Raw genomic sequence first — 12535 nt, 5'->3', positions numbered from 1 at the left:
CTTGGCCTACCTCTCAGGAGTTTTCGATCAGGATCTCTTCGATCATTTTGGCTGCGTCCTGGCAGCGATCCAGGACGCCCTCTTGAAGCGAGTAGAACTCCCGCATCTTCATGGCTTGCCAAACATTGACCCCATCCTGGAAGAGGGCGGTGATCGCCTTGCGCTGCACCCGGTCGGCCTTGCTCTCGATCTCCTCGATTTCCTTGCACAGATTGAGTGTTTCCGCGCTGCGCGTCTTGTCGGACAGGGCCATGACGGCGCGGTTGAGGCGCATGCAGGCATCGGCACTGAGAGACGCCATTTCGCGGGCTTCGACGGTCGATTGCTTGATGCTGTACATGCCCAGGGCGTTGGCGACGTCCTGCAGCGCATTCAGCGTCTTGTCGAGATCCGTGGTCAGTGCGTGAATCTGGTCACGGTTGATCGGCGTGGTAAAGGATTTGTGCAGTCGCTCGATCAAGGCGGCCTTGATCTTGTCGGCCTCTTTTTCATTGAGGTTGACCTCGGCGACCAGAGCCGGAATATCCTCGCCACCGTCACCCAGGCCGTTGATCAGGCGCAAGGTCGCGTTGGCCCCTGCCACTACTCGTTCGGAGTGTGCGGAGAGAAGTTCAAAAAATTCTTTGCGCTTCGGCATCAGACTACTAAACATACGACTAACCCCCCGTGCTATCTGCCCTCTCGGGCACCCACCAGTAAGAACCCCCACGCCGAGCGAAGCTCGGCACCCTTTGCGGCGACTATCAGATCAACCACAGACGGTTTTCGACACCTTACCGATTCCTCTCGGCCGGAAATCCACCATCTGGACGACTCCAACACATCGCCCGTACCGGAAGCTGACTCTTGTTATCAGCCCTTCTGCTTGCTCTCTTCGTTCACGACGCGCTGCTCCGGCCCTTCGCCCTGACCATGGAACCTCGAACAACGCGAGTATCTCGCCGGGTTTCTGCGCGCCAAAGCCGGCCGGTTGCGGGGCGGAATCGCCGCACAAACGGCTGGCCATGCAAGCTCGCCGACCGAGCACGCCATTTGCGGCGTGCCTGGTTCGGCGACAACGTCACTGCGCAATGGATGGCCTTGCGCCACCCGCATGGACCTCTCCTGCGGACTCCCGAGCACCGCGAACTGGTCTTCGAGGGCCTCGCCAGAGTCCGAAAAGCTAGCCCTCCCGACCAAGAAGCACGCGCCGGGTGCCATCTCCTGCGAAAGTACGAACTCCCGTCCTTCGCGCCGTCGCTGCTGGTGGAAGCGCAACACCCCGTGCTGCCCTGGCGAGCGCCTGAACCGGAATTCGACGCATGGCCTGGGGGCTAAGCTTGCCGTTGCCTTGGCGGTAGAGATGGCGATGTGCGCCCGCGCTGGTGCGGCAGCCGCACTGACGGGGGAGGAACGATCACCATCGGAAAACGCGGTCCCGGACACGCCGAAGAGCGATGCTTTGGCTCCTGCCAGGCAATCGCTCAACGTATCGCGGGAAGGCGTGGCGAAGGCACAGATGCACGACAGACGCAGACAGGCTGCACGGACACGCACACCTTTTATTCGAGCGTTACGAACGTGATCGCCATTCACCTGACAAGAAATACGTGGCACTCGCGGCAAAGACAAAGGCATCAACGTTCTCAAAAAACCAGTTTTGTAAGCGAAGCGAAAAGTGACCGCAATTATGCCACCCACGAAAGAAGAAAACAGTAAATATGTAAAGTTGTTTTTTGTATTTTTTTAGCCTTCGGAGTGGAGATTTCTGCTCGGCGCCAAAGACATCCCCCTAAGGAGGAAACTTGCCGCAGCAGAGCATCGTCGAGCACGGGGAAGCTCCACACGACCAATCTATCGCCGATGGTTCGCCGCGGCCACGCCGTGAGGCGGTCGATTGAACGTGACCCGCCGGCCGCATACTCGATCTGGTCTCCGATCCCCCGCCCCCAGAACGCTATGCGCCGATCTACACCTTTATGACCTGTCATCACATCGCGGACACCGACGGCCTGCTGCGCAGCCTCTACGCCTTGCTGGCGCCTTCAGGCTACCTCTGCATCGCCGATCTCGACACCGACGGCGGGTCTTTTCATGGTCAGGAATTCGCGGACCACAATGGTTTTGATCGTCGCGAACTGGCGGCAAAAGCCGAAGCGGCGGGATTTGAACAGCCAGGTTTGACGACCGCGTTCAGCATGACCAAGGGCGAAGGCGAAGGCGCGGCGAACCGCGAGTAGCCGGTTTTCCTGATGGTGGCGCAGAAGTAGGGCCGTCCACCAGGAGTCCCCAGGCCACGGCCTGTCTGACCGAAGCTGCAGCATTTTCCGCTGCGGCCACCATACCCACCCTCCCCACCCTCCGTCATTGCGAGGAGGCGCAGCCGACGCGGCAAACTAGAGGTTTGGCTTTTTGCATGGCCACTGTATCAATGTGCCAATCTGTCACTGCGGCGGAAAAGAGTGAGGCGATGAAACTGGATTGCCACGTCGGCTGCGCCTCCCCGCAATGACCTGCGGGCAGATTGCCGCGCCGAGAAGCGCTGTTCTCACCGCCCGGGATGGCACGCTCACAGCTGTTTTGATCACGCCCTGGTCGGGTATCTGATGACTGCCCCGCTCTCGGACGGGAGGCCCGTCGGCAGGCCGCCAGCAACCTGCTATGTCGTGCCCCCCTTGGCCCGACGAGCGCAATGCGAAGCATGACCGCGCTTTCCGCCACGACGATGGTCGCCGATGGTCGCCGATCGTGCGCCGCCGTCAGGCGAGCTGCCTGAAGCGGTGAATCAAGGGTGGCTGCGCCAGCAGCGCGCTGGCCAGCCTGACAGCCTCGGCGACATGCGGCGTCGCCAGGTGCGCGTCGGCGGCGGCCTGATCGCTCCACTGCTCGACCGTCACGAACTCGCATGGGTCGTCCTGATTGTGGAACAGGTCGTAGCCAAGGCAGCCGCCTTCGTCACGACTCGGGCCGCACAAGTCGCGCAAGATCGTTGCCAGCACTGCCTCACTGCCTGCCCGGGCTGTCAGCCGGGCCATGATCCTGATCGCCATTACCTCGTCCTCCTTGGTCCTGCTTCGATCCTTGCTCCTGGGCGCGGCGTGCAATGGCCATGCCGCAGCTTGATTATCTCTCCGTAGCCCTTCCCACGACCCTGTTCTCGCCGGAAAACGGGCAGCGCAGCGTCGCCGCCCCGTCCGCCGGACCCGAGGGTGGCGGCCCCAGCCCTTCGATCCGATAGCCACCGGGATAGTCGCGTCGTGGCACTTGCGTGCGCAGCTTCGGCTGCCGGCGCTTTGGCAGCCAGCGCAGCACCCGGGCGCGTGTGCGCAGCGCGTTTTCCGCGAGCCATGCCAGCCAGCGCGGAGCCGGGCGCAAAGCGAGCGCGGCAAGCAATGGCGGATCGAGCAGGGCGTGAATGCTGTTGCGGACCAGTGGCCGCAGTAGCGCGGGAAACCAGGCGGCAAAGAGTTCACGCGTCGCCAGGGCGACGCGCTGGCTGGCGGCCGTGCAGTGAAAATTGTCGGCTTCGTATTGGCGGCTATAGCCTTCGAATTCCGCATAGTCGTCGGGAATGTCATGGATCGACATGTGCTCGCCGACCTGCCGCCAGAACCAGAACCAGAACCAGAACCAGGCCAGCTTTTCGGTTTCAGTCATGCGCCGCCAGCCAAAACGCGCGTTCCAGCGGATGGGCTCGAAGACGAAGCTTGACAGCACGTACAGATAATCATCGTTGGCGATCCGAAAACGTCCATGCAGGGCGTTGATTCGCGCGATGGCTCGCGAGCCGCGCGGACTGTCGCAACCGTGCTCAATGATCTCGCTCACCAACAGATCGGTGTCGTCGTAACGTTTCTGGGCACGCCTCTCGAATTCCCCGCTGCCGTGCAGCAAACCGCCAATGCGCGCTGCCGCAAAGGTGCGGAACAGGGCCAGTTCGAGCGCCCGCGTGGTGTCCCAGGGAAAGGTAATGGTTGCCAGCCGACGGGCAATCGTCTGGCAGTCTCTGCGGGGATCGGGTTCCTGCTCGGTGGCCATCGGCTTCGCCTCGCGACCTTATGTACGCACATCATTATAGGCGGCACCGGGTCGGCGCGGCGCTGCCATGGGAATGGCCCGCACTTCTCGCCGCCACGGCCTGGACGGCGAGAGCCGGAAGGTCCCGGTTGAGGAGTCGATGGAAGCACTACACGAAGTTTCAACGGCCCAACAGGGCGAGCGCCTGAGGACAACTCCACAAACTGAATCGTCGTCCGCCAGCTTTCTGGTGTCTGGCGGTCATCGGAAAGGGTTCGCTTGCCGGCAGGTCATCGCCCAGAACTGACGGTGATGGCCTATTGCGCCTACGACGGGTATCGAGTCGTTCAGCGCCTGCAACGGGGGACGGCGTTAGCGGCGGCGTCGAAGCGCACGGATTTGGCGGCGATGAATGCACGCAAACGCAGTCGGAGCGACGACAATCAGCGTCCGGTACTTGCTGCGAAGCGGGCATTCCGAGAGGAACGGTCTTCATCTGGTCGTCTGCCTGAACGGACCTTGGCTACTCAAGCCGGTTCAGGCCGCGATGAATCGCGTGGCGGACGCTTTACGAGCGTAGGGCTTGCCTCAGCAGCGCCGATCGTTAATGTGAAAGTCGCGCAAGCGACTCACGAAACTCCCTTCTCCCCTCGCGGGAGAAGGGTCAGGGGAAGAGGGAAAACGGTCATGGCTTTCATCATCAGGGGTGTCTCGACATGTCATGACCGTTAGCTTCTGCCACCGAACCGCAGCGCCAAACCATCCAAGGTCATGTTCTCCACAATCTCGTCATGCGGTATCAGTAGATATCGCCACGGCTTGCCGACATGGTTCGCCGCATGATCTGAGGCATTAGTGCACCACTTGACGGCGGCCTCCTTCTTGGCAATGACAATCGGGTCGTCAAGCTCTATGCGCTTCTTGGGTTCCAGCACGTAGATCGTGGCCGTCGTTTCAGCAACGAAGTCGGGCTGGTATTCGAAGTCCTCCGCGCCGTTCCGGTAGTAGATCTGGAACTGGCCCTTGGCCGCCTTGAACCACTTGAAAGCATCGCGTTCCAGAATCACGGCCAGTTTACGTTCCGAGTCGGAGTCGAATTTCTGCACCGGGTACAGGCATTTCGAAAAGCCGCCGAACAGGTATTTCGCCATGTTGCTCTTGTCCGCCGGCTCCACCCGGTAATTGGCAGGCGGTTCCTGCACCGAATAGGTGTAGGCGCTCTGCTTAAGCTCGGTATAGCCCTTGCTGATCTTCACTTCGTAGCCAGCCACGTCTTCCCAGTAATGCGCCTGCATGTGGGCATGGATGAAGCGCGCAATGTCGCGCTGGTAGCAGCGCAGCACCTTGCGGGTATCGTCCTCGGACAGGTAACCCTTGAAATGCTGCACCGTTTGCGTCGCCAGTTCGTAGAGCAAGTCGGCGTGTTTGTCGTAGGAAATGTCGTCGAAGTCCACCAGGCCACTGACCACATAGTCTTCGACGCGGGCTTCCTCGAAACCATCACGGCGCAAGGAAACGACATCCAACTGATTGGTGCGCAAGTGCTGAATCCATAGCTCGTCAGATACCGCCGGATATTTCAGCGTGGCCAGCTCCAGGGTAAACGGTTTGAACCCGGATTTAACTTCGCCTTTTGGCACCACCAGGATGCGCGGAATGTCGATGGTTTGCTGCGTCACCAACTCGACGGTCATTGCCACCACAGCCGCAAAGTCCGGCTTCTCGGTCACACCCTCCAGCTCCAATTGGGTCGGCTGATGCTGTTCCTCGACCGCTTTGACGATGGCGGCCTGAATTTCCGGTTTCTTCAGATACTCGATGGTGGGCACAGTCTGCGGCTGGTTTTCCAGCTGGCGGATGATCTCATAGGTGATCTGCGCCACTTTCTGCTCTGCCGGCTTGGTGAACACAGGCGCCTGATCCCGCCCGGCCACCGTCGTGCTGCTCGTCGCGTGGGCTGGCCTTAAGCCCAGCTTGGTGGCCAGTTGCGATTGCGACACCAGCGTGGTCGTCTTCTGCCCAAGGGTATCCGTATCCAGTACCACCGCTTGCAAGTGAATCGCCGAGTCGGGCTTGTTGGCCTCGCTGATGATTTCCTGGAACTTGTCATGGGCAACGATGTTCAGCCGATCCACAACCGTTACGCCGGTGCGTTTGCCATAGGGCAGGCGCAGGCCGCGCCCGATGGATTGCTCGATGAGGATGCGGGCGTTGGCCGCCCGCAGCGGCACGATGGTGTAGAGGTTGGTCACGTCCCAGCCTTCCTTGAGCATGTTGACGTGAATCACCATCTCCGTTGGCTCGTCGGTGCGCTCGACCTTGAGCAGGCGGCCAATCATCGCCTCTTCTTCCGCACCGGTCTTGCTCGAATCCACCTGGATGACCTTGTCGCGGTAGCGCCCCGCGAAAAAGTTGTCCGACTTGATCAGCTCGGTCAGTTGCCCGGCGTGGGTGGTATCGCGCGCAATCACCAGCAGAAAGGGTTTGACGATGGCGTTGTCGCTCTCGCGGGCGTACGTCTCCAGCTCGACCTTCACGCTTTCATGCAGCCGAACGCCGTCTTCCAGCTTCAGCCGCTCTATCTCCTCAACCGACATGCCCGCAGGATTGAAGTTCTTGCGCGTTACCACGGCCGGTTCCTTGACGAAACCATCCTTCATTGCCTGACCCAGTGGATAGTCGACAATCACGTTCTTGAACGCCACGGCACCTCGCGGGGTCTCGACAAACGGCGTGGCGGTCAGCTCCAGCCCCAGGATCGGCTTCAGCTCGTTAATGGCGCGAATACCGGCGCTGGCCCGATAGCGGTGTGATTCGTCCATCAACATCACCAGATCGGGCAAGCCGGCCAGATAGTCGAAGTAACTTTCGCCGATGTACTCGGAAAGCCGCTTGATACGCGGCGACTTGCCGCCGCGTACCTCGGAATTGATCTTCGAGATGTTGAAGATGTTGATCCGGACGCCGCCGAAGAGCGTACCGCTGCGCGGGTCACGCTGATCGTAGTTGTCGCCGGTGATGATCGAAGGTGCATCGATGGCGAATTCCGCGATACCCCGGAACACGTATTTGGGATGATTGCGGTCGCTGAAGTCGGCGATCAGCTTGTTGTAGATGGTCAGGTTCGGCGCCAGCACGAAGAAGTTGTCGATGCCGTGCGCCAGGTGCAGATAGCTGATGAAAGCCCCCATCAGCCGCGTCTTGCCGACGCCGGTGGCGAGCGCGAAGCAGAGCGAGGGAAAATCGCGCTCGAAGTCCGTCACCGAAGGAAACTCGCTGCGGATGGCTTCCAGCGTTGCCGCGACATCGGCGCCCTTTGCGGGCGGAGCAATCTCCGTAATGCGGTCGAGAATCTCCAGCGAGCGGCGCTGCGGATGGCGCAGGCTCAGGCGGCCGGCAATGGCGTTGACGTGGCGGTTCATCGGGGCATTGGCTTTGCGTTCGGCTTCACATGCACGCACTCGCCGTTGCGCTGGACGACAAGCTCGGTATTCGTACTCAGCGCCACTTGCTCCGCCCGTTTTGCAGCACGGCGGATGGCAACCCAGGAAGCCGCCGAATCAGGGTCTTTCGCGAGTTCGATTTTTTTCTGGTTCATGGTTTTTCTCCCCAATTGCTCAGCACCGGCTCATCGCCCGCATTGTCATAGATGGCCCAGGCATCCACTGCATCGCGCTAGACCTGCTCAAGATTCCGTAGCCCCGCCACAAAACGCCTGCGGATACCATCATCGGGCACGTCATGCCCACCCTGGCGCACGCGCTCTGCCACCCGGTCAATCGCCATTTCCGAGTTTGGCAATGACAGGAAAAACAGCGTGACGTGATAGCCGGCCTCGCGCCAAAGGCGAACGCGGCGCGCATAAGCCACACCGGAAAGTGTCGTCTCGAAGGCAAAACTCGCGCCACGTCGTTCAAGCTGAGCCATGCTTTCCAGCATGATGCGCGCCGCCTTCAGCGCCGCCACCTCCGGCGCAAACGGCGATAATCCGGCCGCAATCAGATCGGCATTGATGAACTGCGGACATTCCGCCTCATTGGGCAGAAACTCGCGCGCGAAGGTCGTTTTCCCCGCACCGTTCGGCCCGGCAATGATGATGATTTTCTTCATGGCAGCATCCAGCACCTTCCGAGAGATTTCCGACACGCTGCGTCGGAATTCGCCGCCAGCATCAGTTGCAGACAGGCCCGGCATGTGCGGCGGCGCAGCGCCACTTTGTACACGCCAATCATGTCTCGTCCCCGTCAAAAAGGCTCCGCTGGCCGGGTTTGGGTGGTTCCTTGGGCAGGTTTTCCACCTGCAAGGAATAATCGTCGTGCCCCCACTCGCAGCGAGCGAGCACCTGGTTGGGAATCTTCTTCACCGTCAGATTGGGGTAGGCATCGGCTGCATTTATCCCCATCACGCGGAATGACGTGCAAAGGACAAGCAGCGACCGATCCGGTCCGACCGCGTCGGAGAGTTGCTGCAATTGCTCGTGGGTCAGGCTGGCGGTAGTGACATAGACGAAGTCCCGCTCGGTGGAACGGCCGTGCTGCCAATACACCGCGTCCGAAGGCGCATAGGTGAATCCTTCGAGCTTGCACAACGCCTCGGCCAGCATGGCGGCGTTGTAGTCGTGGTTGATGACCCAGTTGCCCCACTTGTCCTTTTCCAGCAGCGATGGCGCCAGACGGTAATAGCGGAAACCGCCGCCGCCTTTCCAGATCACTGCCTTGCTGATACCGCCGGTGTCCTCGCCGTCGATGACCTTTTTCAGGCGCGGAATGATGTGCGTATGGCAGTGCTCGCCCAGTTCGACCATGATCCAGCGCCGGCCCATCTTGTGAGCAACGGCGCCGGTGGTGCCGGAGCCGGCGAAGGAGTCGAGGACAAGGTCGCCGGGGTTGGTGGCGATCTCTATAACGCGCTTCAAGAGGCGCTCGGGTTTGGGAGTGCCAAAAGATTCGTCCTCTGGGAACAGCGAACGCATTTCATTTTTCGAGGTGCGATTGCTTCCCACATCGTCCTTTGACCACAAGGTCCGTGGAACCAAGTCGCCAACTTCCGACAGATACCGTTTTATACTCGGCCGAGCATTTCCGGTCGGGCCCCACCAGACTCGCCCATCCTTGTCCAGCTCACGAAGTTTCTCTTCCGAAATTCGCCAAAACCGGCCTGCCGGCGGCGAAAACTCCCGACCAGTCGGTCCTGTTATCTTGTATTGACCTTTGGAGTACGGCTTGTTGGCATATGGGTCTCCCGGTAACCAAGCCCCTCGTGGGTCGTTGTCTTGATTTGCATAGATCGAATTTGCCGCATCAGTGCGCGCAAGCTTTCTAGGAATCCAATCTGGAAGTTTTGAGTAAACCAACAAGTGGTCATGGTCAGTTGAAAACTGTCGGGCAGAGTTTCGAGGTGAGTCTGCTTTCTCCCAAATAACATTGCAGACGAAGTTCGCGCGCCCAAACACTTCATCGCACAACACCTTCAGGTAATGCGCCTCGTTGTCGTCAATGGTGATCCATAGCGAGCCGTCCTCCGACAACAGCCGCCGGATGATCTCCAAACGATCCCGCATCAGCGACAGCCAGATCGAATGCTCGACGCCGTCGTCGTAGTGCGTGAAGGCGCTGCCGGTGTTGTAGGGCGGGTCGATGAAGACGCATTTCACCTTGCTTGAAAACTCGGCCTCCAGCGCCTTCAACGCCAGCAGGTTGTCGCCGAAGATCAGCCGGTTGTCGAAGATGTCCTTGTCGCTCATTCGATGGGCGGCGTGATAACACCGGGCCGGGTCTTCCAGCAGGATGCGCGGCTCCAGCTGCGGCCGGTTCTCCTTGCCGATCCAGGTGAGTTCGAGTTTTTGTTTTTTGCTCATTGCATTGCTCTTCTCGATATTTTTTGGTCAAGCACCTTGAGGCGGCGCCTGAACCTGCTGCTGGGCATCCTGCTCGGCCAGTCGGCGCAACACATGGTTGGCGCGTGGCTGAAAATCCGTGCGATTGCTCTTGGCGCTCACCACGAAGTCGATGGCGCTGGTCGGCCTGGGGTGCTGCCGAAGTTCGGCGGCACTTCTGACCTTGAAGCCCTGGCAGGCCAAGGCGACGGCGGGCACGGGTGATTTTCAGGCCGATTTCGTCCGCACCGTTAGCGATCTCGATGCGGGTCACCAGCAGCTTGGCATCCGGCGAGATTGCGCCAGCCAAGGTCGCGTTGAAAATAGCCCCCGCCGTCTGTGCACCGTTGACGATGGAGAGCTTCTTGAAGCCGAAAGTGCACCTTTCCGGGGCTCCTGCCGCCGGCGTGATGGTTTCGGCCACGGCCGTGATGCCGTTGTTGAGATAGAAGAAGTCGCCGGGGCGCCTGCGTACTGTCTAGCACCCAGCACCTCGTCGCTGGCGCCGAAAACGCCTTCGAAGAGCTGGAACTTTTCTGATAGCAAGTCGAAGACGCGTTGGTCGGCGAGCAGGGCGCCCTTCGATAACGGCGAATTGAATGTGAACAGAGCGCCATCCACCTGGTGCGGCTTGAGATCGACTTGAGCATCGACCAACACTCCGGCCAGCTTTTCGCCGCTGTCCGGCGGGCAGCGGCGCGTCAGCTCGCAGGCAAGATATTGGGGGTGGTAGGCGGAAATCACTAGCCGGGTTCTATGGGTATTTTGGGGATTGTCCTGCAACGCAGAGGAAAATCCAAAATAATCTCGAAGGGAAGTGTAGCGCTGCTTTCCTGAAGATGGAGACGCTTTCGGCAGACGTGGAATCGGCGCTGAATCCTGGCGCTGCTGCAATTCATAGTTGCCGGTGGGGCAGGTTTCAGAATTCAGCCGACGCTCAAGGCGCATACCCCCAATGACCGCAGTGGCCGACCAGTGGTCGTTGGAAGCGAGCTTGACCGTCCACAGCGTCCAAGCTCGCCCTTGTGCGCGCATCGATCCGCCCGGCAACGATGCAAAGCGATTGACCTCTAGCGAAGCGGCCTTAAAATCCGAATGACGACCGCCATCCTGGCGATTCAATCTGTCCACCAGGAGTCATTTGCCACCAGCCGCCGGCGGTCAGGCTGAGCGCTTTTGGCGCGACAGATCAACACTATCAGGCCGCAGATCGCAGAGGCACCGATGATGCTCCGCTCCGTCTTCGTTACGGGTGCTACCGGGTATATGGGGAGCGCTCTCGTTGCGGCCCTGTTGGCGCGTGGTCATCGGGTTCAGGCGCTCGCCCGAAAGGAAAGCGCACACCGCATCCCGCCTGGCGCGGAGACGGTATTGGGAGACGCCCTGGATTCGGCGTCCTTCGCAAGTGCCATCGCGGCCGACACCCTGGTGCACTTGATCGGTACACGCCACCCCAGTCCGGCGAAAGCCGCCAGTTTCCAGGCCGTGGATCTGGCCTCGGTCGACGCCGCACTGGATGCTGCTCGTGACGCAGGCATTCGGCACCTGGTCTATGTCAGCGTGGCCCATCCCGCGCCGCTGATGCAGGCCTACATCGCCGCGCGGCAAGCTGCCGAAGACCGTATTCGCTCGAACGGAATCAGTGCCTCCATCCTCCGTCCGTGGTACGTGCTGGGTCCCGGCCACCGCTGGCCGGTTCTTCTTGTTCCCTGCTACGCAATCCTGGAACGACTGCCGGCGACCCGAGAAGCGGCTCTGCGCCTCGGCCTGGTCACGCGCGAGCAGATGCTGCGCGCGTTGGTCGCCTGCGTCGAGCAGGGGCCGTCCGGGATACGCGTGCTCGACGTTGCGGCAATCCGGAGCGCGCGTGAAACCGCCTGAGCTATTGCTGCCGTTCGCTTTACTGCCTTGCGCCGGCTGTGCCACCGGGCACCCCGTTAACACCGTCCTCCGTCTTGACCGAGGAAGCGTTGCGCTGCGGCCATGAGCCTGCGAAAACTTGGCCTCATTTGCGGCATCCTGAGCCCGCTCCTTTGGCTGACACTGATCGGGGTGGCAGGAGCGATGCGCCCGGAGTTCAGTCACCGCACGCACTACATCAGCGAACTCGCGGAACATGGCAGCTCCACGGAATTCATGATGCGTATCGCGGCCTTCGGATTCACCGGCTTTCTCTACGTCTGTTTCGCCCTGGCTTTACTGGCGACCTTTCGGGACGGGGAGTGGGGATGGCGCACACTGACGGCCGTGCTCATCGCGCTGGATGGCGTCGGGCGGATAGGGGCCGGCGTGTTCGCCTGCGACCCGGGCTGTGGGGGTTCTCGATGAGCCAGGAACTACACCGGCTGTTCGCCACGCTGGGCTTCCTCGCGGGCATCCTGGCTACCCTCGCCTGGGGCATCGCTTGCCGACGCCACGCCTGGTCGCCGGCCCTGAGCGGGTACTCTGTCGGCAGCGGAGCCCTGGCGCTGACTTGCCTCCTGCTCATGTCGTGGGCGCGAAATCCGGTGCCTGCTCCCGGCCTGTTTGAGCACCTCGCCACCTTGATTCTTTCCTTGTGGGTCCTGGTTCTCGCCGTGCGCTTGCTGCGCTCCCCGGAGCGGTCCTGCCAGGGCAGCTCCCGCAGCCGCGGGGCTGACTGATCGGCTCACCGGCGGTCTCTCT

9 protein-coding genes and 3 pseudogenes are annotated in these 12535 nt (G+C 60.9%); 3 read left to right on the top strand and 9 right to left on the bottom strand.

Annotation, left to right across the window (positions count from 1 at the left end):
• Positions 1-13: 13 nt before the first annotated feature.
• Positions 14-652, bottom strand: a complete 639-nt coding sequence (locus tag QZ648_RS00170; protein WP_169065616.1) for a DUF47 family protein — start codon at positions 650-652, stop codon at positions 14-16.
• A gap of 1246 nt (positions 653-1898) precedes the next feature.
• Between QZ648_RS00170 and QZ648_RS00165 the strand changes: the two genes are divergently transcribed.
• Positions 1899-2219, top strand: coding sequence for a methyltransferase domain-containing protein (locus tag QZ648_RS00165; protein WP_366144036.1), 321 nt, complete (start codon positions 1899-1901; stop codon positions 2217-2219).
• A gap of 519 nt (positions 2220-2738) precedes the next feature.
• On the opposite strand, the gene QZ648_RS00160 is transcribed toward QZ648_RS00165, so the two are convergent.
• From QZ648_RS00160 to QZ648_RS24765, 8 genes and pseudogenes are all read right to left on the bottom strand, one after another.
• Positions 2739-3029, bottom strand: a complete 291-nt coding sequence (locus QZ648_RS00160; RefSeq protein ID WP_169065618.1) for a putative quinol monooxygenase — start codon at positions 3027-3029, stop codon at positions 2739-2741.
• 73 nt (positions 3030-3102) lie between these two features.
• Positions 3103-4017, bottom strand: a complete 915-nt coding sequence (locus tag QZ648_RS00155; protein ID WP_291995772.1) for an oxygenase MpaB family protein — start codon at positions 4015-4017, stop codon at positions 3103-3105.
• Positions 4018-4724: 707 nt separating this feature from the next.
• Positions 4725-7418 (bottom strand): DEAD/DEAH box helicase family protein, encoded by a 2694-nt coding sequence (locus QZ648_RS00150; protein WP_291995771.1) that lies wholly within the window; start codon positions 7416-7418, stop codon positions 4725-4727.
• Positions 7415-7594 carry a hypothetical protein gene (locus tag QZ648_RS00145; RefSeq protein ID WP_169065621.1) on the bottom strand — a complete coding sequence of 60 codons (180 nt, stop codon included), beginning with the start codon at positions 7592-7594 and terminating at the stop codon, positions 7415-7417. The genes QZ648_RS00150 and QZ648_RS00145 overlap by 4 nt, the downstream gene beginning before the upstream one ends.
• Positions 7591-8121, bottom strand: a pseudogene (locus QZ648_RS00140) (zeta toxin family protein). Before QZ648_RS00140 ends, QZ648_RS00145 begins: the two are co-directional and overlap by 4 nt.
• A gap of 103 nt (positions 8122-8224) precedes the next feature.
• Positions 8225-9853 (bottom strand): site-specific DNA-methyltransferase, encoded by a 1629-nt coding sequence (locus tag QZ648_RS00135; protein WP_291995770.1) that lies wholly within the window; start codon positions 9851-9853, stop codon positions 8225-8227.
• Between the two features lie 27 nt (positions 9854-9880).
• A complete protein-coding gene (locus QZ648_RS00130; RefSeq protein WP_169065624.1) occupies positions 9881-10090 on the bottom strand; it encodes a hypothetical protein in 210 nt (69 codons plus the stop codon).
• A 52-nt stretch (positions 10091-10142) separates the two neighbouring features.
• A pseudogene (locus tag QZ648_RS24765) lies at positions 10143-10295 on the bottom strand (hypothetical protein); the annotation flags it as partial.
• 800 nt (positions 10296-11095) lie between these two features.
• Here QZ648_RS24765 and QZ648_RS00120 point away from each other — a divergent pair.
• Together QZ648_RS00120 and QZ648_RS00115 are read left to right on the top strand one after the other, a co-directional pair.
• Positions 11096-11752, top strand: a complete 657-nt coding sequence (locus tag QZ648_RS00120) for an NAD(P)H-binding protein (protein WP_291995768.1) — start codon at positions 11096-11098, stop codon at positions 11750-11752.
• Between the two features lie 102 nt (positions 11753-11854).
• Positions 11855-12513, top strand: a pseudogene (locus tag QZ648_RS00115) (DUF998 domain-containing protein).
• The last annotated feature ends 22 nt before the right edge of the window (positions 12514-12535 follow it).

It is taken from the genome of Candidatus Accumulibacter sp. ACC012, assembly GCF_907163155.1.
GTDB classification, from domain to species: domain Bacteria; phylum Pseudomonadota; class Gammaproteobacteria; order Burkholderiales; family Rhodocyclaceae; genus Accumulibacter; species Accumulibacter delftensis.
Note: the sequence above shows the minus strand (reverse complement) of the source record. Positions and strands in the feature narration are given on the sequence as shown.